The organism is Rhizobium sp. P1_E6 (assembly GCF_056405875.1).
In genome coordinates this window covers 20,066-41,375 of the sequence record NZ_JBFUBG010000009.1, presented here as the reverse complement: position 1 = coordinate 41,375, position 21,310 = coordinate 20,066, and the positions used below count along the sequence as shown (strand labels likewise).

Annotated in this window: 19 protein-coding genes and 1 pseudogene; 9 read left to right on the top strand and 11 right to left on the bottom strand. The window is 60.0% G+C overall.

Features of this window, described 5'->3' with window-relative positions:
• Positions 1-33: 33 nt before the first annotated feature.
• Genes AC1D35_RS07400 through AC1D35_RS07385 form a run of 4 tightly spaced genes read right to left on the bottom strand, consistent with a single transcriptional unit; the run spans position 34 to position 2,039 of the window.
• Positions 34-210 carry a hypothetical protein gene (locus AC1D35_RS07400; protein WP_477938410.1) on the bottom strand — a complete coding sequence of 59 codons (177 nt, stop codon included), beginning with the start codon at positions 208-210 and terminating at the stop codon, positions 34-36.
• A 26-nt stretch (positions 211-236) separates the two neighbouring features.
• Positions 237-1,355 (bottom strand): WD40 repeat domain-containing protein, encoded by a 1,119-nt coding sequence (locus AC1D35_RS07395; RefSeq protein ID WP_477938409.1) that lies wholly within the window; start codon positions 1,353-1,355, stop codon positions 237-239.
• A 1-nt stretch (position 1,356) separates the two neighbouring features.
• The gene (locus AC1D35_RS07390; protein ID WP_477938408.1) at positions 1,357-1,692 is read right to left on the bottom strand and encodes a hypothetical protein; all 336 of its coding nucleotides are present in this window, start codon (positions 1,690-1,692) and stop codon (positions 1,357-1,359) included.
• Positions 1,689-2,039: a hypothetical protein gene (locus AC1D35_RS07385; protein ID WP_477938407.1), complete on the bottom strand. Its 351-nt coding sequence runs from the start codon at positions 2,037-2,039 to the stop codon at positions 1,689-1,691. Before AC1D35_RS07385 ends, AC1D35_RS07390 begins: the two co-directional genes overlap by 4 nt.
• 567 nt (positions 2,040-2,606) lie before the next feature.
• Here AC1D35_RS07385 and AC1D35_RS07380 point away from each other — a divergent pair.
• The 7 genes from AC1D35_RS07380 (at position 2,607) to groEL (ending at position 10,590) form a co-directional block, all read left to right on the top strand.
• Positions 2,607-4,280 carry an aromatic/alkene/methane monooxygenase hydroxylase/oxygenase subunit alpha gene (locus AC1D35_RS07380; RefSeq protein ID WP_477854843.1) on the top strand — a complete coding sequence of 558 codons (1,674 nt, stop codon included), beginning with the start codon at positions 2,607-2,609 and terminating at the stop codon, positions 4,278-4,280.
• 92 nt (positions 4,281-4,372) lie between these two features.
• Positions 4,373-5,458: a 2Fe-2S iron-sulfur cluster-binding protein gene (locus AC1D35_RS07375; RefSeq protein ID WP_477938406.1), complete on the top strand. Its 1,086-nt coding sequence runs from the start codon at positions 4,373-4,375 to the stop codon at positions 5,456-5,458.
• A gap of 85 nt (positions 5,459-5,543) precedes the next feature.
• Positions 5,544-6,602, top strand: a complete 1,059-nt coding sequence (locus AC1D35_RS07370; protein ID WP_477938405.1) for an aromatic/alkene monooxygenase hydroxylase subunit beta — start codon at positions 5,544-5,546, stop codon at positions 6,600-6,602.
• A 17-nt stretch (positions 6,603-6,619) separates the two neighbouring features.
• The gene (locus AC1D35_RS07365) at positions 6,620-6,988 is read left to right on the top strand and encodes an MmoB/DmpM family protein (RefSeq protein WP_477854846.1); all 369 of its coding nucleotides are present in this window, start codon (positions 6,620-6,622) and stop codon (positions 6,986-6,988) included.
• A 74-nt stretch (positions 6,989-7,062) separates the two neighbouring features.
• Positions 7,063-8,085 carry an amidohydrolase family protein gene (locus AC1D35_RS07360; RefSeq protein WP_477938404.1) on the top strand — a complete coding sequence of 341 codons (1,023 nt, stop codon included), beginning with the start codon at positions 7,063-7,065 and terminating at the stop codon, positions 8,083-8,085.
• A 5-nt stretch (positions 8,086-8,090) separates the two neighbouring features.
• Entirely contained in the window at positions 8,091-8,882 is a 792-nt protein-coding gene (locus AC1D35_RS07355; protein ID WP_477938403.1) for an iron-sulfur cluster assembly protein, read from the top strand.
• A 73-nt stretch (positions 8,883-8,955) separates the two neighbouring features.
• Positions 8,956-10,590 carry a chaperonin GroEL gene (groEL, locus tag AC1D35_RS07350; RefSeq protein WP_477938402.1) on the top strand — a complete coding sequence of 545 codons (1,635 nt, stop codon included), beginning with the start codon at positions 8,956-8,958 and terminating at the stop codon, positions 10,588-10,590.
• A 141-nt stretch (positions 10,591-10,731) separates the two neighbouring features.
• Here groEL and AC1D35_RS07345 read toward each other — a convergent pair whose 3' ends face one another.
• Positions 10,732-12,789, bottom strand: coding sequence for a sigma-54-dependent Fis family transcriptional regulator (locus AC1D35_RS07345; RefSeq protein ID WP_477938401.1), 2,058 nt, complete (start codon positions 12,787-12,789; stop codon positions 10,732-10,734).
• A gap of 76 nt (positions 12,790-12,865) precedes the next feature.
• Positions 12,866-13,348: a hypothetical protein gene (locus AC1D35_RS07340; protein WP_477938400.1), complete on the bottom strand. Its 483-nt coding sequence runs from the start codon at positions 13,346-13,348 to the stop codon at positions 12,866-12,868.
• Between the two features lie 197 nt (positions 13,349-13,545).
• Between AC1D35_RS07340 and AC1D35_RS07335 the strand changes: the two are divergent.
• Positions 13,546-13,902, top strand: a pseudogene (locus tag AC1D35_RS07335) (transposase); the annotation flags it as partial.
• Positions 13,903-14,727: 825 nt separating this feature from the next.
• On the opposite strand, the gene AC1D35_RS07330 reads toward AC1D35_RS07335, so the two are convergent.
• The 5 genes from AC1D35_RS07330 to AC1D35_RS07310 all read right to left on the bottom strand — a co-directional run bounded on the left by AC1D35_RS07330 (position 14,728) and on the right by AC1D35_RS07310 (position 20,336).
• Positions 14,728-14,985, bottom strand: coding sequence for a CrpP-related protein (locus AC1D35_RS07330; protein ID WP_477938399.1), 258 nt, complete (start codon positions 14,983-14,985; stop codon positions 14,728-14,730).
• Positions 14,986-15,489: 504 nt separating this feature from the next.
• On the bottom strand, positions 15,490-17,049 hold the full coding sequence (locus AC1D35_RS07325; protein WP_477854889.1) for a gamma-glutamyltransferase family protein: 1,560 nt from the start codon (positions 17,047-17,049) through the stop codon (positions 15,490-15,492).
• 72 nt (positions 17,050-17,121) lie between these two features.
• Positions 17,122-18,603 (bottom strand): FGGY-family carbohydrate kinase, encoded by a 1,482-nt coding sequence (locus AC1D35_RS07320; protein WP_477854852.1) that lies wholly within the window; start codon positions 18,601-18,603, stop codon positions 17,122-17,124.
• 15 nt (positions 18,604-18,618) lie between these two features.
• Positions 18,619-19,419 (bottom strand): BtpA/SgcQ family protein, encoded by an 801-nt coding sequence (locus AC1D35_RS07315; protein ID WP_477854853.1) that lies wholly within the window; start codon positions 19,417-19,419, stop codon positions 18,619-18,621.
• Positions 19,420-19,484: 65 nt separating this feature from the next.
• Entirely contained in the window at positions 19,485-20,336 is an 852-nt protein-coding gene (locus tag AC1D35_RS07310; RefSeq protein WP_477938398.1) for a DeoR/GlpR family DNA-binding transcription regulator, read from the bottom strand.
• A 165-nt stretch (positions 20,337-20,501) separates the two neighbouring features.
• Here AC1D35_RS07310 and AC1D35_RS07305 point away from each other — a divergent pair, with 165 nt between their 5' ends.
• Positions 20,502-21,287 (top strand): SDR family NAD(P)-dependent oxidoreductase, encoded by a 786-nt coding sequence (locus AC1D35_RS07305; RefSeq protein ID WP_477938397.1) that lies wholly within the window; start codon positions 20,502-20,504, stop codon positions 21,285-21,287.
• Positions 21,288-21,310 lie beyond the last annotated feature (23 nt).

Sequence of the window (21,310 nt, the reverse complement as noted above, 5' to 3'; positions counted from 1 at the left end):
TGAAAGCTGTCGGCCTTCTCGTTAGTCGACGTGTCAGTTGGTCTTCGCATCGACTTTGACGCGACCTTCGGCTATCCAGCGGGCGCCCAAAACCAGCGCTCCCATGCTGAATTCCTTGCCGTGGACAGCTACCATCTCCTCGGAAAGCCTTGCGATCTTTTCGAAAAACGCGTCCTTGCTCTTTTCCTCTGCGGTCACTTCTGTCTGCATCTTTTCCTCCCTTGTCATTACGGCGATCACTGCTTGAAGAGCTCATCCGGGAATGTGACGATCGCCACGTTACCAAGTGCGTCTCCAATCGCCAGGTGGCGGCCGTTCGGCGACCACGTCAGTGCAGTCACAGGTCCACCGTCCTCACGGACAGCCAGTTCCTCGGGTGCACCAATGGGCGCAACGACAACCCTGCCATTCACATAGGCCGCCGCTGCCAACCTCCGCGTCGGGTGTGCCGCGACTGCGGCCACTAGGACAAAGCCGGCGCGGCCGGTGAAAAGCGCGCCCTGAACCTTGTCGGAAAGCGAAGGTGTATCTGGCCGCCATCCGGCAATGCGATAGGCGCCTGATGCGAACAACGCATCGCATGCGGCACTCCAGCCTATCGTGCCGACAGGGCCGGGGAAGTCGGGCAATTCCAGATGGCTTCCCGTCTCCCGGTCCACCAGCAGGAGCCCGCCCTGTTGCATCCCGCAGCCCAGCCAGCCGCCATTCGGGCTCCATTCGAGTGTCAGCGGTCGATGCGGAAGGGCAAGATCGCCTATCGGCTCGCCGGGAGCCGATGCGGCATGGATGCGGAGGCCGTTGCCGCCGGCCATCGCTATCCATGCGCCGTCCCGGGAGATTGACAGCAATTCCATGGCCGCAGCACCGAGATCGATATTCGTGATCTCTCCGGCATCTCGCGCCTGCAGTCGCAAGCGGCCTCGCACGGTGACTGCGGTTAGTCCCGTGGACATGCAATGAGCGAAAGCCGAAATGGGACTTTGGTCTGCGAGCCGCTTTCCGTCGATCTCGCCGCCGCGGTTGATCTGCAGGAGCTCACCCTTGGCAGTCAACGCCAGAAAGCCGCCTTCCGGCCCTGCCGAAAGCTGCGTCGCCTCCTGTATGCGTGTGTTGATGAGCGGAGACGCCTTGCCCTCGCGCGGGCGGATCATGGCCTGGCCGTTATCAACGGTGATGCGTGCTTCCGGCGGCTCGTTGTCGGCAAGGCGCGCCAGCGCCACCGTCCCATCTGCAGCCGATATCGCCAGCAAGGTGCCGTCACCGTTGAAGCATAGCCTGGTAACGGCCGCCCGCCGCTGCCACTGGCGTGCCAGAAGGTCGAACAGGCTCGGGCTGGGCGTTGCATGCTGATCCATCTCATCCTCCCCTCGCCACGGCGATCAAATGATCGAGYGCTGCCAMATCCTCCTCAGCCGCCTCGATTTCCCCTGCACATTCCGCCAGGGTCTCCCGCATCGCTGCAGCGCTCTCTTCGGTGTCATGCAATTCCTGCACCAGCTTGCGGTCTGCCGGATTCCGGTCAATCTCCAGTTCGAGTCGAAGCACCTCCATTTCGACGCCGGCGATTGCTTGCGAGACCTTCAGGGCCTTGGCGGTGAGTGACGAGACGATGGCAACGGCCTCAGCCCGACGTCTGGTCAGCGCAAACGCCTCTTGGCCCTGCTCGTTCGGCGCACTGTTCGAAGGGGTCATTTCTTTTGGCTCCCAGGCGATTTCCAGTCTTCGAGAACGGCCGGCAATGTCGCCAACTGGCTCCGGAACTGGTCTTCGCCCGTACTGACATAGCTGCGCAGCTGGTCCCATATATCGACGCGTATCATCGTATCGCCTGTCAGCTGCTCCATTTCCTTGATGCGAAACTGCCGCGATAGAGAGACACCGGAAAACACGAAATCCCGCAGCATGATTGCGTGCGTTTCTGCGAAGGCGTGGATCATCGGATGCGTGTGTGGCGTCACCCCGGTCATCGCCAATTCTTTGAGGATAAAATTTTGAAAGTGGTTCTGCATCAGAAGCTGACTTTCGCCGATAAAGCGCATGACGAAGACGAGATCGCGTTGCATCAACCCCGCGAGCTCGGTTGTCACATCGTCAAGGGATCCGAAACTGTCCCCGTCGCCGCTCATCATGTCACCCTGCAAAAGGAAAATCAGCCTCTCGATAGAGGAAAGAATAATTAAAGAATAAATTCTTGTCTACATCTGTTTTTATCTGCAAAGCAGCAGAATATATTGATATTCATAACTATACATTTGTAAATTACGATCGTAAAATAATATTACACTCTCGAAGGAATTATACGGCAACTAGCCCCAAAAGCGCGGAGTTTTCGAATTGGCACGGCCGTTGCATTGCTTATCCCATAAGAAGCCATCGCGTTCACAGCGACGCTAGAAGAACGAAGGAGTGGGAGCGGCTTTGCACGCATCCGGTCGAGGAGGCCGGAATTCCTAGAGACCTTCGCCGTGATCCACTTGAGTGGCCGGACCCCGGATCGCGCCTTGGCGCGTCCTGTTGTCGTGCCGTTCCAACTTTCGCTTGCGGCGCCCGATGCGCCGTTCCGGCCGGGGCTATAGGGGCTTGCGGTTCAAACACAGTGGAGGCTGATGAAGATGTCGTCTTTGACGCTTAACAAGATCACCTCGCAGCGCGGTATTTCCGTTGGCGAGGCAACCAAGAAGATTTCCGATCTTGGTTGGAATCCCACCTATGTCCAGGAAGCGATGACTTTCCCGACAGACTACAAGATCACCAAGGCGCCACGCGATCCGATGAAGCAGGTGTTGCGCTCTTACTTCCCGATGCAGGAAGAAAAGGACAACCGCGTCTACGGAGCGCTCGATGCAGCGCTGCGCGGCGACATGTTCCGAAATGTCGAGCCCCGCTGGGTCGAATGGATGAAGCTGTTTCTGGCGATCATTCCGTTCCCGGAAATCTCGGCTGCCCGCTCGATGGCCATGGTTGCCCGCCTCGCCCCCGGCGAAGACCTCAGAACCGGCTTCACCATGCAGATGGTTGACGAGTTTCGCCACTCGACGATCCAGATGAACCTGAAAAAGTGGTACATGGAGAACTACATAGATCCGGCTGGCTTCGACATCACCGAAGAGGCCTTCGGCAAATGCTATGCCACGACGATCGGCCGTCAGTTCGGCGAAGGCTTCATCACCGGCGATGTGATGACCTCGGCCTGCATGTACCTGACCGTTGTTGCTGAAACCGCCTTTACCAACACGCTGTTCGTGGCTATGCCGTCGGAAGCCGCCCGTAACGGCGACTATGCGCTGCCGACCGTGTTCCTGTCGGTGCAGTCGGACGAAAGCCGCCATATTGGCAACGGCCACTCGCTGCTGATGGCAGCCCTCAAGGAGCCGGAAAACCACCTGCTGCTGGAGCGCGACCTGCGCTACTCCTTCTGGCAGAACCACGCGATCGTTGATGCCGCCATTGGCACCTTCATCGAATACGGCACCACGAACCGCGACAAGAACAAGGAATCCTATGCGGAAATGTGGCACCGCTGGATCTTTGAGGACTACTACCGCACCTACATGCTGCCGCTCGAAAAATACGGCATCAAGGTTCACCACGACGACGTCCATGAAGCCTGGAACCGCATCACCAAAAAGCACTATGTCCACAAGGTGGCGCAGTTCTTCGCCGTGGGTTGGCCGGTCAACTTCTGGCGCATTGAAGCCCAGCGCGAGGCCGACTTCGAATGGTTCGAGCAGAAGTATCCGGGCTGGTATGCTGAATTCGGCGATTTCTGGAAGTGGTATGACAAGCTCAGTCATCGCGGTGAGAAGATCATCACCTTCAACGAGGAAACCGGCTACGTCTATCCGCATCGCTGCTGGAGCTGCCTCGTTCCCTGCCTGATCCGCGAGGACATGGTGGTCGACGAGATCGACGGCAAGCTACACACCTTCGCCCACGAGCTCGAYCGCTGGACGGCCGTAGAAGCCTTCTCGGACGAATACCAGGGTCGCCCGACGCCGGCCATGGGCCGCTTCAGCGGCAAGCGCGAGTGGGAAACCCTTTACCATGGCTGGGATCTCGCCGACGCCATCAAGGATCTGAACTTCGTCCGCTCCGACGGCAAGACTCTGGTGCCGCAGCCGCACCTGCGTTTCGACGGCAAGGACATGTGGACCCTCGACGATGTCCGTGGCCACACGCTGATGTCGCCGCTGCAGATCCTGCGCGACATGTCGCTGGTAGATCGCGAGAAGCACGTCGCCGAATATCGCGCCGGCTTCACGATCACACCTTTCCACTGAGACAGAAAACCGCGGAGGCCGGCTCCGGCCTCCGCGACTTCAAAGAGGACCGGTCCCCAACGGGAACGCACGGGAATTGGGAGGTCGTGTAGATGGCTGAAGCTCTTAAGGCGCATCTGGAAGCACACAAGGTAAGGCTTGAGCCTGTCGGCGTCGAATTCGAAGTCGAACCGGGCGAGACGGTACTCAATGCAGCATTCCGCCAGGGCATCGCCCTGCCGCACGGCTGCAAGGAAGGCCAGTGTTCCGCTTGCAAATGCGTGCTGCTCGACGGCGAAGTCGACATGCTGAAATATTCGACATTCGCACTCAACGACATGGAGAAGGACACCGGGCATATCCTGCTTTGCCGTTCGCTGGCCTATTCCGACATGGAAGTCGAGTTGCTGAACTATGACGAAGAAGTGCTGTCGAAATCGATTGCGGTGAAGACGTTCAAGGGGCGCATTTCCCATGTCGAGAAACTGACCCACGATATCAGGGGCATCGAGATCGAACTCGCATCGCCGATGAAGTTCTGGGCGGGGCAATATGTCGACATCACGGTCACCACGGAAAAAGGGGAGACGATTACGCGCTCGTTCTCCATGGCAAATACGCCGAGCGAAACCCAGAAACTCTCCTTCATCATCAAGAAATACCCGGAAGGAAAATTCTCCGGCGAACTTGATGCCGGAGGCATCCGTGTCGGAGCCGACGTCACCGTCGTCGGACCCTACGGAACCTGCTTCCGACGCGAGAACCGGCAGGGACCCCTAGTGCTGGTCGGCGCCGGCTCCGGCATGTCGCCGGTCTGGTCCATTCTCAACGATCATCTTCAGAGCGGCGAAGATCGGCCGGTCTATTTCTTCTACGGCGCACGGACCGAACAAGACCTCTTCCATCGCGACCGGATAGACGAACTCGTCAGCAGTCATCCCGAAGTTACCTTCATCCCGGTTCTGTCGCATGCGCCGGAAGACGGCGGATGGAGCGGCGAACGCGGCTTCGTCCACCAGTCGGTCGATGCGAAGCTGAAGGAGCTGGCGGTGGATGGCGAAGGCGACGTCTACGCCTGCGGCCCGCCACCGATGATCGATGCGCTGCAGCCCGTGCTGTTCATGAACGGCTTCGAGTCGGAGCGCATCTTCTTCGACAAATTCACAACTTCGTCCGGGGGAGGAACCCCGGGGCATTAACCGTATGCGTCATGCGTGCAGCGCGCTRCCGGGCTGGACGAAGAACGGGCAGCATCAGAGGAACTGCAACAAGGGAGTGAGAACTATGCCTGCAATGTCGAGTTCAGTCGGGTCAGGTGCAGCGGGATCGGCGATCTTTGCCGACTCGGATAGCCGCAAGTATCGCTATTTCGAACCGCGCGGTCAGCGCGCCACCCACTACGAGGACGTCACCGTCGACGTCCAGCCGGATCCGGAACGCTATCTAATCCAGAACTGGATCATTTCCTTCGCGAACGGCAAGGGCGCCTATGTCAAGGACAACACCGCCGCACAGAGCTCCAACTGGCACGCCTACCGCGCGCCGGACCAGGAATGGGAACGCACCCACTACCAGCGTCAGTCCAAGATCGAGACCATGGTGCAGAGCGTCATCACCAACGCCCGCCGCGCCGGCGCACCAAAGGCCTTCGACAAGGTCTGGATCAAGATCCTGCAGGCGCATCTCGGCGCCTGGAAGCACGCCGAATTTGGCCTTGGCACATCGCTGATGCAGGCGCAGCGCTACGGCTATACGCAGATGATCAATAACGCGACGCTGACCAACTCGTCTTACAAGATGCGTCTCGCACAGGACATCACGCTCTATCTCGCTGAGATCGGCATGGATATCGACGGCTGGGACGACACGCTGGGCAAGAAGCACTGGCTCGAGGACAGCGTCTGGCAGGGCACGCGCGAAGCCATCGAGACGATCATGGGCACGTCCGATTATCTCGAGCAGTATTTCGCCATCAACATCATCTTTGAACCGCTCGTCGGCGAACTGTTCCGCTCCGGCTTCCTGATGCAGGCCGCCGCCGCCAACCATGACTTTATCACCCCGCCGGTGATCTCTGCTGCCGAGGCAGACTACGAGCGCAACCTCGCCAACACCATAGACCTCGTCTACCTCCTGGCAAACGACGCCACCCATGGCGCAGCCAATCGCAAGCTGTTCCAGGGCTGGGTCGCCAAGCACGGCGCGCTCGCGGATAAGGCAGCCCTCGGCCTTCAGCCGATCTGGTCGATGCCCCATTCCAAGCCGGTCTCTTTCAGCGACGCGCATGTGCAATCCGGCGAACGCCTGAAGCAGATCCTCGGCGAGCTTGGCTTGTCCCGCTAAAACAAGGAGTTAACAGCATGTCTACTGTAGCACGCGACGCATCGCACAATAACATCTTCAAGTCGATGAAAGACATCACCTTCGAGCAGACGATCTCGCATCAGTGTGGGGTTACCATGAACGATTCGGTAGAGGCGCGCGCCATTGCCGAGTTCATGGGCAAGAAGCCCGGCGTCATCGTCACCTATGCCCCGGCGATGATCCGTATCGATGGCAACGGCAAGCTGATCTTCCGCATGGACGAAATCAGCGAATACCTTGGGCGCGAGATGACTGCCGAGATCTTCGAGGTCAACACATCCACGCACTATGGCCGCATGGTCCGCATCGACGACAATGAGGTCATCCTGTTCGGCGATATGGACGAGGTCTTCGAATACATCTGAGCGGATACGGAGGAGGGCGGCGCGGCGCATTCGCGGCGCGCCGGAAATTCAAATCACTGCAAGCGGAGAGAACCATGTACGTCACACCCGAAGGCAAGGAAGTATTCATCGTCGACGGCCACACCCATTTCTGGGATGGGAGCCCGGAAAACCAGCGCAATATCCACGGCAAGCAGTTCGTCGAATGTTTCTACGGCTATCACACCGCTCTCAGCCCCAAGGAGCAGCTGTGGGAAAAGAGCAAGTTCGAGAAGTACAGCGCCGACGATCTTTATCGCGACCTGTTCATTGACGGCCCGGATGATGTTGCCATTATCCAGTCCACATACCTCAAGGACTTTTACAAGAACGGCTTCAATACGATCGAGCGCAACTCCGAGGTCGCAAAGCGATATCCGGAGCGCTTTATCGTCAACGGTTCCTTCGATCCGCGCGACGGCGAGAAGGCCCTCGAATACATCCACTTCATGAAGGAGACCTACGATATCAAGGGCGTGAAGATGTACACGGCTGAGTGGAACGGCGCCTCCAAGGGCTGGAAGCTTAACGATCCCAACGCCTACAAGTGTTTCGAGCTGTGTGAAAAGCTCGGCATCAAGAATATCCATGTTCATAAGGGACCAACGATCATCCCGCTCAGCAAGGATGCCTTCGACGTTCATGATGTCGATTATGCTGCCACGGACTTCCAGAATCTCAACTGGATCGTCGAACACTGCGGCCTGCCGCGTCTGGACGATTTCTGCTGGATCGCCGTGCAGGAAACCAATGTCTATGGCGGCCTGGCAGTTGCCTTGCCATTCATTCATTCCCGGCCGCGTTATTTCGCCGAAGTTATCTCCGAACTGCTGTTTTGGGCCGGCCCGGAAAAGATCTTGTTCGGATCGGACTATGCCATCTGGACGCCGCGTTGGCTCGTCGAGAAGTTCTGGGCCTTCGAACTTCCGGCGGATATTGCCAAGGAGCGCGGCGTCCAACTGACGCCCGAGATCAAGGAGAAGATCCTCGGCCTCAACGCCGCCCGCATTTACAATATCGACATCGCGGCGAAGAAGGCGGCATTCGCCAGTTCGCCGTTCAGCATCGCTGCGGAGTGAGCGAAATGACCTCCACCATTCCGTCAGAAAGCCGCCAGGGGGAACTCTGGCGGTGCCTTAAAGCGGTCGACGATCCCGAACTCGACGAGCCCGTCACCGAGATGGGCTTCGTCGAGCGCGCGGACATCGCGGCTGATGGCAGCGTCGAGGTCGGTTTTCGCCTGCCGACCTACTGGTGCTCGCCGAATTTCGCCTTCCTTATGCTCGATGATATCAGAACGGCGCTTGATGGTCTCTCGTGGTCGCCAGCCTATCATATCACGTTGCATGACCATATGTTCGCCGAAGAGGTGAACAAGGGGATCGCCGAGGGCCGCAGCTTCGCCGACATCTTCGGTTCGCTTGCCGAGGAAACCGACATGGAGGCGCTGCGGGAAAAGTTCCGGCAGAAGGCCTTCAAACGGCGGCAGGAGGCGGTGATCCTCGATTTTCGCGCTATGGGCATCGGCGACAGCGAAGTTGCCCGAATGACGCTCGGCGCGTTCGATGCGATCGAAATTGCCGACGGGGAGATCGGCAAGCGTAGGGCGCGATATCGTCAGGCACTGGTTCGGCGTCTGCCTGAACTCGTTCCACAGGAGCCTGTCATCGTCACCTACGATGGTCAACGGGTTTTCGCCGAAGACCTGCCGGCCTATCTCGCGGAGCTTCGCAGCGTCCGTATCAACATGGAGTTCAACGGCGCGCTCTGCCGGGGACTGAAGACGACCCGTTACAAGGAAATGGAAATCGTCGAGGGCGAGCCCACGCTCGTCGACTTCATCATGAACCGGGTACCGGCACCGGCGGCACACTAACTGAACCATCAAAACGGCCTTCCAGCATAAGGCCCTAAATCAACAAACCGCCCGTCAGGCGGAAGGAGGAGTCATGTCCAAATTGATGTTGCACAATTCCGATGCGCGGCGGTCGCTTGCCCGCGGCGTCGCCAGGCTGGCCGCCGCCGTCGAGCCGACGCTCGGCCCGAGGGGCATGAACGCCATGATCGACCGGCCGCTCGGGACACCCATGGTCACCCGCGACGGTGTCTCGATAGCCTCGGAGATCGAATTGCCTGACCGCTTCGAGAATATGGGCGCCCAGGTCRTCCGGGAGGTCTCGATGCAGACCAACGAGGTGGCCGGCGACGGCACGACTACGGCGATCGTGCTTGCCAATGCGCTGGTGCAGAAGGGCATCGAGGCAAATGAGCGCGGCGCCAAGTCCGTCGATCTCTGCAAGGGCATAGATTTGGCCGTCGACAAGATCGTCGAAGCGCTGAAGGCCAAAGCCAAGCCCGCCAAGGGCAATGGCGTGCTGAGGGCTGTCGCGAATATCGCCGCGACCGATCCGAAGCTCGGCGCGCTGGTTGCTGAGGCCTACGAGCGGGTGGGCTCCGACGGCATCATCACCACCGATTTCAGCGTTACCACCGAGACCACGCTTGACGTGGTGGAGGGCATGTCCTTCGAGCGCGGCTATCTCTCTCACCACATGGTGACCAACCAGGAGAAAATGGAAGCCGTTCTCGAGCGGCCGCTGATTCTGATGACGGACCTGAAGATCCGCGAGCCCTCCGCAATCGGATCCCTGCGTCGGATTGCGAGCCAGGCAGATCGGCCGCTCCTGATTGTTGCCGAAGAAGTTTCTCCCGATGTCGTGGTGACATTGCTCGGCAAGGAAGGCCCTGGAAAATACCTTATCGTTCATCCGCCGGAATACGGCCATTGGCGCAAGGCGATGATGGAGGATCTGGCCATCTTGACCGGCGGCCGGGTTATCGCCCGGGATCTGGGTGGCCAGATCGAGGACGTAACGCTCGAGGATCTCGGTTCGGCGGAAAGGGTCATCACCAGCGCGACCTRTACGACCATCGTTCGCGGCGGTGGGGATCACGCGGCCATCGTCGCGCGTCGGGCACAGGTGCAGCGACAATATGAAATGGCGCCGCCGAATATCGAGCAGGATAAGCTTCGTGAACGTCTCGCCAAGCTCTCGGGTGGTACCGCAGTCATATACGCCGGCGGTGTGACGCCGGTGGAGCAGAAGCGCACGATCCAGCTTATCGAGGATTCCCTGCATGCCGTGCGGGCGGCTGCGGAGGAAGGTGTCGTTGCAGGTGGCGGCTCGGCTCTGGCGCAGATTGCGCCGGTGCTCGACAGCGTGTTCGCAAGTGTCGATCACGATGTTGCGGAAGGCGTGCGCCTCGTTCGCTCGGTGCTCACCCGTCCGCTCTGGCGGATTGCAACCAATGCCGGTGGCGATCCGGATGCGATCATTTCCGAGGTCACCCGCGTCAACAGTGGCCACGGTTACAATGCCGCAACGGGGACCTATCAGAACATGATCGAGGCGGGTATCATCGACCCGGTGCGCGTGACCTATACCGCGCTGCGCAACGCCGCATCCGTTGCCAAGCTGATACTGACGACCGAAACACTGATTGGCGATCTTGCCGAGAACGAGGTTGATCCGACCGAGGGGCCGGCGCTCGGCGGCGGCGCGGAGAAACTCGGGCGACCATAGTCGCTATATCGACGCGCTTGCGGCCGTAACATCCGCGTGGCCGCTGATGTTACGGTCCGCGGTTCCTTTCCCTCGCGGATGGGGCGTTGTGCCGGATGAAGGGGGCCTACGCGGGCGTGGGCCTCCTCACAGCGGAGCATTTCAAACAAAGCTGCGTTTTATGCCGAACTGCTCCAGTTTCCGATAGAGCGTCGGCCGGGATATGCCGAGCCTCAGAGCGACCTTGCTGAGATTGCCGTGCTCAGCGGCGAGCGCATTCTTGATGGCCTGATGCTCCGCATCTTCGAAGCTTACGATCGGCATCGGATCCGGCACTTGCGACGCGCTTGCTGGAACATGCCGTTCGACGATTTCTATCGGCAAATCTTCCACGCCGACAAAGCTGTGGCGCGAAAGGATATGCAGCCTCTCGACGAGATTCCTTAACTCGCGAACGTTGCCGGGCCAGCGGTAAGCAAGCAGGCTATCGAGCGCCTCGTTTGAAAAGTGCAGCGGTACAACGTTCTTTCGCGTGGCCATCTTCTCGTTGAAATGGGCAATCAGCAGCAGGCTGTCGCCGCCACGGTCGCGCAGCGGCGGCACCTGGATCGAGACCGTGCTTATCCGATAGTATAGGTCGCGGCGAAAGCGACCTGCCTCGACTTCCCGTCTCAGATCTCGGTTGGTGGACGCGACAAGCCGCACATTCACCGGTCGCGCGCGGCTTTCGCCCAGCCGGCTCACGGTGCGTTCCTCCAGGACGCGCAGCAGGTAGGGCTGGATATCGAGCGGCATTTCGCCGATTTCATCGAGGCTCAGCACGCCGTCATTGGCAAGCTCGAACACGCCGGGCTTGCCTTCCCTCGTGGCGCCGGTGAACGCGCCGCTGACATGACCGAAAAGCTCGCTGCCGAAGAGGTCTTTGGTAACGGCGCCGCAATTGAGGGCGATAAACGGGCTTCCGGCCTGTTTCTGATTGCCGGCGTGGATCAGCCGGGCGAACAGTTCCTTGCCGACACCGGTCTCACCCTCGATCAGCAGAGAAGTGACCTCCTCCGTCTCCGCCACGCGGCAGGCGATGTCGACCGCTGCCTTCAGCCCTTCGCTTTCGCCGACGATCGCTGCACGTTCTTCCTGCAGCCTGAGGGAGGAGCGGCGTCCGATGGAAACCGGGTGGTTGCTTTGTTTCGGGAATACTAGCGCCGCACCCCGAACTGCTCCGTCGAGCTCCAGCGGCGAGACATGACAGGACTGCATGTCCTCGGGAAGGGCGGTAGCGACGCTGTCGAGGAAGCCGGAGTTGCTGAGCTCCGGCAACCGACAGCTTCGGTTGCCTCGGCGCAGTGTGTCGCCGAAGCGCTTCCGTTCCGCCAGCGGCACATTGTTGCTGTAGATTGCCCGGCCGTGGCGATCGACGATCATCACACCATCACTCGACCGGTAGTTGCTCGCCGAGGCGATGAAGGCCTCCAACAGGCGCATGCGCTGCTCGTTTTGAGAGTCGGACAGTGTTCGCTCGATCTCGCGGGCGGCGGCCGTCACCAACGCCATATTGTGTGGCCGGAAGATATCCGGATGGCCGGAGAGATCCACCACGCCGATGATCTTGCCGTCGAACGGGTCGCGGATGGGCGCGCCTGCGCATGTCCAGGTCTTGATGCCGGCACAGAAATGCTCTGCCGCATGGACGAAAACAGGCTCGCCGGTCCACAGCGCCGTGCCGATGCCGTTGGTGCCGACAACGTCCTCGGTCCATTTGCCGCCGACGCCGAGATGGATGTCCATGCCGTTATAGATCGTCCGCCTGTCACCGATGGCATCGATCAAAACGCCTTCGCTATCCGCCAGCACCAGCATGGCGCCCGTGCCGTCCAGCAGCCGGCCGATCGCCGAAAACGGCTGCTTCGCCGCCTCCAGCAGCTCGGAGCTGCCTCTCGCTAGAGCTTCCACGGCATCGCGGTCGGTTTCAAGTGGAGCTTCGTTGCACTGGGCATTGATGCCGCCATCAGCGCATCGATACCAGGAATCGTGGATGGCCGAGCGCACGGGCAGCGATCGGCGCGATGGCTCCGAGCGCCCCTCCAGCAACGTTTCCCATGCCTTCATCGTCTCGACTTCGTCGTAAGCCTGGTAGAGGGTTACCTCGTTTGCCATGCGGCTGCCGACCTGCTGCGCTCGGTTCGGAAGGATGTCCTCGGGCGTAAATGAATTTTGTCTCATCAACTGTCACCTTCCTCGCTCGAAATACTGGACATCAGACACGTAAAATACTGGCGGTCTTCAGCGCCTGCAGCCGTCACGTCGCGCGAGGAATGTCGAGTCTCTGGCCTATATCGGTCGCCAGATCCGTCTGCGTGTAGGATGGCCCCAAAAGCACTCCGTCGATATCGCTGAGCATATCGATTATTGCGTCTTCGAGCGGAACAATGAAGCCATTGGCCTTTGTCGCCAGCCGGAAAATCCTGACGCCACGCGCTTCACGGATCTCTCCGAAATATTGCAGCTGCCGTCCTGTCCCGTCGTCGACGACGATGACGCGGCCGTTGGTCGTCACGCGGATTTTCGGCTCCGGTTCCCGCACGGGCCTGGTGCTGTCGCCTATATGAATGATCAGGCCTTCCGCCCGGGGCACCGGCTTGGGCTTTTTCGATTCCGAATAGCGCCCACCGCTGAACTGGTCGGCCAACCGGGTGATCACGCCACGGTTCTCCTCGATCAGCCTTTTGACTTGCACGTCCTCCCGACGCGGTCCGTCCTGCTTCGAAAATATCTCGACCATGAATCCTCCCAGATCATGTCAGAGCGGACTATGCACCATCTTTCGACAAAAGCGTAGCACAACCCGCAGATACAAGGCAGGAAGTATAAGGCAGGAGAATTGAACTGGGTGGTATCCCGCTATTGCAGAAACACTATTCGTAGCACGGTCCCTTGTGGAACTGTGTTCCCATCAAATGTAAGCTCACCGTATGCAGTTTGACAACCAGCATAGACAACCTGACGAAGTCTGAAACCGTTCCCATCGCCGCGATCGAAAGCGGCGTTCCCTTGCTCGTCATGGCTCGCGATATCATCGCAGACTTCCATCTTGTGATCCGGTGCAAGGCAGAAAATGAGCTCACGCCGTGGATCGACCGCGCCCGCGACAGTCTGGTTTCCTCGTTTGGCAATGGAGTGGCGAAAGACATACAGGCTGTCCGGGCAGCGATCGTCTCACCGTGGTCCAACGGACAAACCGAGGGGCAGGCCACCAAGCTCAAGCTGGTGAAGCGCCAGATGCACGGTCGCGGGAAGCTTGATCTTCTTCAAGCCCGCCTGATCGGTGCGACATGAGAGAATTGCACCAAACCTGCGTCAGACAATATTCCACGCCGAAACACACCAGCGCCTACGCCGTGGTCAACCAATCCCATGCTCGGTGCGGCAATACAGTGCAGCTGGGCAGCTCGAAAGAAATCCGAGAAAGCGCGTGGTCGCGCATCCTACCGCTCCACTATCAAGGGCGTTGTGCTGACCTTACCTCGGAAACCAAAGAAGCCACCGAGGGGTGTCGGCGGCTTCTCAGGAGAAAGTGGGTGAAGGGCTCACTCTCGAACGAAATGATGCCCTTCTGCTGAGTTTGCAGCATCAGCAAAAGAAGCTAACCACGGCAACAGACATCAGTCGCGTGAAAAAGGCGTGACAGGGGCAGAGGCCCGATCCCTCGTGCTGACCGGGCCTCCCCATTGCCACCTCGTCAGAGCTGAGCATGGCGGTGGGCCACGTACCTTGATCATAATTCGTCGTCAATCACTGGCCGCTGTTCGGGCGGCTTTCGCATGGGCATAGCATTCGCGTTGGAAGGGCAGGGCATAAAAAGGATGTCGGACGATATGAGCAACAACAGCGATGCACGCCGGCCTGTACAGATGCCATCACTGCCCAGCTCGGCTCTGCATCGCAGCTTCCGTCATCTTCTGGCTGTAATTAACGAGTCCTGACCCTAGACGGGTTTCTTGCTTGTCAAGCAGACACATATAGGCCGCCTGAGCTGGTTCGGGAATTTTGAACAGCGGGGATAAGTGGAATTTCTGCCTGGCTTCGGCTTAAATGCCGGGAACAGGAGATACCATGACGAAATGACCACGCGGGAACCATAGCCCGGCTGTCCGCTAAACGTTATGGATCGAGCGCACGTCGATTGGCAGTCGAGATCAGATCCTTGAAGTGAACGAGAATCTTACCTTCGCGACTGGCGTCCTCCACTTCCCAGCCGAATTTCCATGCATCGTGACGTGCAAGCCAATCTCCGAGAGTGCTGGTATCACCACTAGGCATCCTATGGGCCGCGAGGTATGGGTTCTCGTGAACCTTCAGTCCAAGCACCCGCCCCCTTGAGCCTGCTTCCTGCAAATCTATCAATTCTTCGATTGTCATAATGCGCCCCCACGGTGTCGGCGACGGTAGCATCGTAGCTGGCGCATGCAAGTGAATGCTAAAATATGGGTTAACTTGGCACAGTTGCGGGGGGGGGTGACCGCTCCTGGCTACTGTTCGTCCTATCTGCAGGACGACAGACCGCCGCATTCATATGCATGCCGGACTGGTAGGCCTAGCGCCGCGTCCGGCGATTTCTGACTCACTGAAATCAACGTTTGTCGACCCTTATCGGCAAAGATCATCATATTGATTTTCAGATGTAATTTAAAACCTGGGGAGGTCGTGGCCAGCGCCGATTATGACCCAAAGCGCTAAGGCCTTCCACTGGGACCCTCGGCGACTTTCGAATCCGTAGCGGACGAATACCCAGTGTGGAGAACGTCGCCGATCTGCGAGGAGTACGATGCTCCAGAAGGTATTCGGTGGCCCGTCCGATCAACTACCGGCTTTGTCCCGCTTTCGTGCATTTGAAGGCGTCTCGCCGACGCGTAATCCCACAACTCATGCTCCAGAAGAGATCGCGATCGCCAATCCGTCGCCACGTGGATCATGCGCGCCGGTCGCCATGCCATCCTCGTCGATAGTGATTGCGCCGGCCTGCCCCGCAAGCGGGCTCTGCGCCTCGATCGGTGATAGTACATGGCCTCGTGCGGCCAGTTCGGCAAGAACCGCTTCGCCGGCATCTCCTTCCAGTTTCAGGCTGTCGCGGCTGTCAGAAAAGGTCTTGCCGAGAAGGAACCGCGGGCCGGCGAGTGCTGCTGCCGGCTGTTCGCCAAAATCGATCAGCCGGGTCAGTAGCATCGCCAGTGTCTGCGGTTGGCCGTCGGCGCCCTGCGTGCCATAGAGCAGGGCGGGCCTGCCGTTGCGCAGACCGAGGCCGGGGTTCAATGTATAGAAAGGCCGTTTGCCGGGGGCGATGCCATTGACATGCTTGAGATCTGGCGAAAAGGCTGCACCACGGTTCTGCCAGAGAATGCCCGTATCGCCGACGACCACGCCGCTGCCCCAGTCGAAATAGGTGCTCTGCAAGACGCTGACGCTGCCGCCCTCGGCATCGGTTGCGGCGAAGAATACCGTATCGCCATTGCGAAAGGGTGCCGGCCATTCGAGCGCTCGTGCGGGATCGATGGATGCCGCCGCCAGTGCAAGATGCCGCATGCTCAGCCATTCCTCCACCGGCTGCGGCGCGACATCGGGGTCGGCAATGTCGCCGCGGTCGAGGAAGGCGCGTTTGACGGCTTCTACGCAGAGATGCAGATGGTCGGCGCTGCCGGCTGAATAGGCGGCGAGATCGAAATGGGCGAGAATGCCCATGATCGCAAGTGTCGACAGGCCCTGTGTTGGCGGTGGCGGCGCAAGCAGCTCGAAATTGCGATAGGAGAGACTGATGGGCGCGACCTCGCGCGTGCGGGTGGCCTTGAGATCATGGCTGGTCAGGGGAGAGCCGGCAGCCTGCAGCCCCGCAGCAATCCGCGCGCCGAGTTCGCCCTCGTAGAAGGAGCGTGGTCCATCGTGGGCAATCAGCGAAAGCGACCGTGCCAAGTTCTCCTGCCGGAACAGGCTGCCTGTTTTCCGCGTTGCGTCGTTCGGCATGAAAAGGGCGGCAAAACCGGGCCAGTTGGCGGCTTCCGCCTGCCGGAAGGCAAGCCAGAAACTTTGCGAGCGTGTGATCGGAAAGCCCTCTTTCGCATGACGGATCGCATCGGCAAGCAAGACAGGAAAATCGATCCTTCCGCCCCAGTGCCGCGCGGAATAGTCATGCGCGTGCTGCCAGGCATCGACGGCGCAGGCCGAGGTCAGCGCGGAAAGCGGTCCGCGCAGCGGAATGCGTCCGTCGAAATCCGGCAATTCTCGTGCCGCTTGGCCGATGCCGAGAAAACATGTTTTCCGCCCGCTGCGATCGGCAACGATCCAGACGGAGTCGCCGCCGAGCCCGCAGAAATGCGGATAGACGACGGCAATCGTGCTGCCGATGGCGATCGCAGCTTCCAGCGCGTTGCCGCCGCTCCGCAGGATTACCGCGCCCGCCTCGCTCGCCAGAGTATGCGGAGACGTCACCATGCCGCCGCGTCCGACCGCCTGTTTTGTGGAGTTCCGGTTTTCCGCTGTCACCAAGCTCAAATCCCGACCCGTCTATGGTCTGTAAAGCGCACGATAGGTCCGATAGCCCTTAGCATAAATCGCCGCATTGTCAGGATTGGGTACGATCCTTTCACCTTGGCCGACAAAGGCGGTCACGCCGGACCAATCCTCGGTCAGTCCGGCGCCGATTGCCGCCGCCCAGGCGACGCCGAGGCAGGAGCCGGGATGGCCAGTGAGGCCCTGCAGCGGCTGCTGGAGCACATCGGAAACGATCTGCATCCATATCCGGCTCTGTGAACCCCCGTCTGAAACGATGAAACGCGTCGTCGGATGGCCGATGTCGTTCAGCACGTCGATATGATGACGCAGCGCATAGGCGTAGGCTTCCAGCATCGCCCGCCAGAGATGGCCGATATGATGCGACAGCGTCAGTCCTTCGATCAGCCCGCGCGCGCCGGCATCGTGGATAGGCGTCTTTTCGCCGAGAAAATAGGGCAGGATCGTTAGCCCGTCCGCGCCAGGGCCGCATCCCGCGGCCAGCCGGTCGAGATAGCGGTGCATGGATATTCCCTCCGTCTTCGCCGCGATCTCCTCGCGTCCGGCGAAGGTGCTAATGAACCAGTTAAGCGCCGAGCCGCCGGTCGACATGCAGCCGTTCGGCATATAGAGCCCCGGAACCAGGTGATAGTCGAGGAACATGCGTGGATCCGGTCGCACGACATTGGTCGCCGTCAGGATATCCACCGCGCCCCCGAATTTCAGCAGCACGTCGCCCGCCTTGTTGATCCCCGCGCCGAAGGCCGACGCGATCATGTCGGCCGCCCCGCCGATGACGGGCGTTCCGGGTGCGAGCCCCGTCACCTTGGCAGCTTCGTCCGTCACAGCGCCAAGAATCTTATGCGATACGGCCTTCCCAGGAATGGCGTCCCGCCGAATTCTGGCGAGCCGGATCAACTCGTCGTCGAGCATGTCGGTATTGATATCAACAAAACCCGCTTCAAGCGCCCAGTTCTGCTCGATGGCCCTCTCGCCGGTCAGTTTCCAGTTGATGAAATCGTAGGACCCCATGACCGTGGCAATACGCTCGAAAACAGCAGGCTCGTGCCGGGCGATCCAGCGAAGCTTCGCTGTCACCAGCTGCTGATTGATGCCGTTTCCCGCTCTGGCGAGAAAATCCGCCTCATCCCACTCGGCCCTAAGTTCCTCGACCTCCTCGCCGCAACGCCCGTCACTCTGCTGGATGCTGGGCCTCAGCACCCAGCCGGCGTCGTCAAGCAGCACGACGGCCGGCAGCATGCCGGTCACGCCAATGGCCGAGATTTGCCCGGCCTCAATCCCGCTGGTTGCAATCAGTTCCCTGGTGATCTTGCAGACATTCGCCCACCATTCGGCCGGGTCTTCCTCTGCCCAGCCATGCTGAGGCGAAAGAAGCGTCGAAGGCCGCGAGGTGAGCCCGAGCACGCGGTTCGGCAGCTCGATCAAGATGCCGATGGTGGAGGTGGTGCCGATATCGAGACCGAGCGTGATGGACATGGCGGCTCCTGTCGTTCAGCGCAGCGTTTCGACGATCTCCATGAAGCGCTTTACCCGGTCGCTGTCGACAGGGTTCCACGTATTGCCGTCAACCTTGAAATGCGTGCCGATGATGACGCCGCTGGCAACGCTCAATATATCGCGCACATTGTCTTTATTGACGCCGGTATTGGCAAAGACGGGAACATCCTTGGCCGTCTCGCAAACGCGCCTGAGGTCCGATTGATCGACGGCTTGTCCAGTCAGTGGTCCCGAAACCAGGATGGCATCAGCGAGCGACGAGAACACGGCGCTCTTCGCCCTGAGTTCAATCGGTCGCTGGTCCAGCGAATGGGCAAATTCGGCGTTAATGTTGAAGAGCATCTTCATGTCATCGCGGCCGAGGCTATGTCGCAGCCGTGCCGCCTTGGCGCAATCCGGCTGCCAGATGCCCATGTCTGATGCGAAAACGCCGGTGAAGATCTCGCGAACGAAGCTCGCGCCCGTCACTGCCCCGATCGCAACGCTTGCAGAGGGGTCCCAGAGATAATTGACGCCGAACGGCACGGTCAGATGCGGCTTCACCCGCTCGACGATCGAGGTCATCGCCGCCAGCCCTTCCGGCGGTGCCTGGAAGACGTAGGGCCGGTCATTCTCGTTGCCGAACATGATGGCGTCGACACCGCCCGCCTGCAGCTTCTCGATATCGGACAGAACGTCGTAGACGAGCTTGTTCAGCCCGCCGGCGGCATTATAGGCGGGCGAGCCGGGCAGGGCGCCGATATGCGCCATGGCGATGACCGCCTTCTTCTTGACGCCGAAAAAATCGAAAATCATGCGGAAACTCCCTGAAGCCGAATCTGTGGGACGTGCATCCGTGGGGTGGATGCGGGAAGGGCACATCAAAGCAGCGGCTGCTCCTCGGGCGCGATACGCACCTCGACGCCGGCGGCGGCGAGCGCATCGGCAAGGTCGGCCGGTGGCATGGCGTCGGTGATCAGCATGTCGAATTGCTGCAGCGGCGCGATATGCACCAGCGACATACGCTTGAACTTGGTAGAATCGCAAAGCACCACCTTTTGCGTGGCGCGGCGCAAGTAGACCCGCTTCATGTCGGTGTCCTCGAAGGAATAGTCGTAGATTCCCTGCGCCGTGATCCCCGACACGCCGACGAAGGCGATGTCGAACCAGAGCTCCTCGAATTGCGAAACGGCCGACTGGCTGCTGATCGCCATCTCCTCGCCACGCATGCGCCCGCCGGGCAGGTAAACCTCGCCAAAGCCGGTCCCTAGCTGCACTGCGTTGCGCACGCTGTTGGTGAAGATCTTCGTATGCGGCTGGTTGATCAGCAGGCCGGAAAGCAGATAGGTCGTGGTGCCGACGTCGAGCGCCAGGGTGCGCGCGCCGGCGGCAACGCCTGCCGCGGCCATCGCAATGGTCCGCTTCGAGCCGGCATTGCGCGTCAGCCGGGATTCGAAAGTCGGTTCCTCGCGGTCGACAGCCTCACTGGCGATCGGCTCGAAAGCCTTGCCGCTACGCACTGCGCCGCCGTGGGTGCGCACCAGTCTGCCGTCCTTTTCGAGTTCGATCAGGTCGCGGCGGACAGTCATTTCCGAAACGGCAAGCTGGGAGGCGACGTCACTGACGGAGACCGCGCCCTTGCGCGCCAGTGTCTCCAGGATGCGTGCATGCCGCACCTGGGCCAGAACTTTCGGTTTTTCCGCTGTCGCGACCATCTGCTGTTCTGCGTCCATGATGCCGTTATTATCCTCCCGCGATCGCAACTCGTGGCTACGATTGTCTGATTGTTGCTTCCTGTGTATCGAATAATACGAACAAATTCAAACACAAATTTTTCTTGTTGTGTGGGATTTTGTTGATATATGATCGATGGTGTTTCCATTCCATGAGGGCGGGCAATGCAGTCTCCGAGCTTTCCAGAACTGTCCGGTAAGCGTGCGATCGTAACAGGCGGGGCAACAGGGATCGGGCGTGCAATTGCGACCGCTCTCTCTCGCCAGTCTATCCAGGTGGCGATCTGCGACATCAACCTGGCGGCGGCCGAACGGACGGCGGCCGAGATCGGCAACGGTGCCACCGCGCATGCGATCGACGTTCGCAGACGCACCTCTGTCGAGGCGACTTTTTCGGAGGTGGTCGAGAGGACGGGCGGCTATGATATCCTCTGCGCCAATGCCGGTGTCTCCACCATGCAACACGCGCTGGAACTGACCGACGAGGAATGGGACTATAATTTCGACGTCAACATTCGCGGCATCTTCCTGACCAATCAGATTGCCGCCCGCCGCTTCACGGGCATGGGCACCGGTGTCATCGTCAACACCGCGTCACTTGCCGCAAAGATCGGCGCGCCGCTGCTGGCGCATTATTCCGCCAGCAAGTTTGCCGTGCTCGGCTGGACGCAGGCGCTCGCCCGCGAGCTTGCAGCTTTGGGCATTCGCGTCAACGCCGTCTGCCCCGGCTTCGTCAAGACTGGCATGCAGGAACGCGAGATTGCCTGGGAGGCGAGCCTGCGCGGCGTCACGCCCGAACGCGTCGTTGCGGATTATATCGCCCAGACGCCGCTCGGCCGGCTGGAAACGCCTGAGGACGTCGCCGATGTCGTCGTTTTCCTCTGCTCTAATTCGGCTCGCTTCATGACCGGGCAGGGCGTCAACGTCACCGGCGGGGTCTACACCACCTGATCCGTCCAGGATCTGCGACAGGC

Coding starts and splice junctions, on each gene's coding strand:
- AC1D35_RS07400 (WP_477938410.1), bottom strand. CDS start 210: ATGCAGACAGAAGTGACCGCAGAGGAAAAGAGCAAGGACGCGTTTTTC.
- AC1D35_RS07395 (WP_477938409.1), bottom strand. CDS start 1,355: ATGGATCAGCATGCAACGCCCAGCCCGAGCCTGTTCGACCTTCTGGCA.
- AC1D35_RS07370 (WP_477938405.1), top strand. CDS start 5,544: ATGCCTGCAATGTCGAGTTCAGTCGGGTCAGGTGCAGCGGGATCGGCG.
- AC1D35_RS07310 (WP_477938398.1), bottom strand. CDS start 20,336: ATGGACGCAGAACAGCAGATGGTCGCGACAGCGGAAAAACCGAAAGTT.
- AC1D35_RS07385 (WP_477938407.1), bottom strand. CDS start 2,039: ATGCGCTTTATCGGCGAAAGTCAGCTTCTGATGCAGAACCACTTTCAA.
- AC1D35_RS07355 (WP_477938403.1), top strand. CDS start 8,091: ATGACCTCCACCATTCCGTCAGAAAGCCGCCAGGGGGAACTCTGGCGG.
- AC1D35_RS07345 (WP_477938401.1), bottom strand. CDS start 12,789: ATGAGACAAAATTCATTTACGCCCGAGGACATCCTTCCGAACCGAGCG.
- AC1D35_RS07320 (WP_477854852.1), bottom strand. CDS start 18,603: ATGTCCATCACGCTCGGTCTCGATATCGGCACCACCTCCACCATCGGC.
- AC1D35_RS07305 (WP_477938397.1), top strand. CDS start 20,502: ATGCAGTCTCCGAGCTTTCCAGAACTGTCCGGTAAGCGTGCGATCGTA.
- AC1D35_RS07340 (WP_477938400.1), bottom strand. CDS start 13,348: ATGGTCGAGATATTTTCGAAGCAGGACGGACCGCGTCGGGAGGACGTG.
- AC1D35_RS07360 (WP_477938404.1), top strand. CDS start 7,063: ATGTACGTCACACCCGAAGGCAAGGAAGTATTCATCGTCGACGGCCAC.
- AC1D35_RS07315 (WP_477854853.1), bottom strand. CDS start 19,419: ATGATTTTCGATTTTTTCGGCGTCAAGAAGAAGGCGGTCATCGCCATG.
- AC1D35_RS07375 (WP_477938406.1), top strand. CDS start 4,373: ATGGCTGAAGCTCTTAAGGCGCATCTGGAAGCACACAAGGTAAGGCTT.
- AC1D35_RS07325 (WP_477854889.1), bottom strand. CDS start 17,049: ATGGTGACGTCTCCGCATACTCTGGCGAGCGAGGCGGGCGCGGTAATC.
- AC1D35_RS07365 (WP_477854846.1), top strand. CDS start 6,620: ATGTCTACTGTAGCACGCGACGCATCGCACAATAACATCTTCAAGTCG.
- AC1D35_RS07330 (WP_477938399.1), bottom strand. CDS start 14,985: ATGACAATCGAAGAATTGATAGATTTGCAGGAAGCAGGCTCAAGGGGG.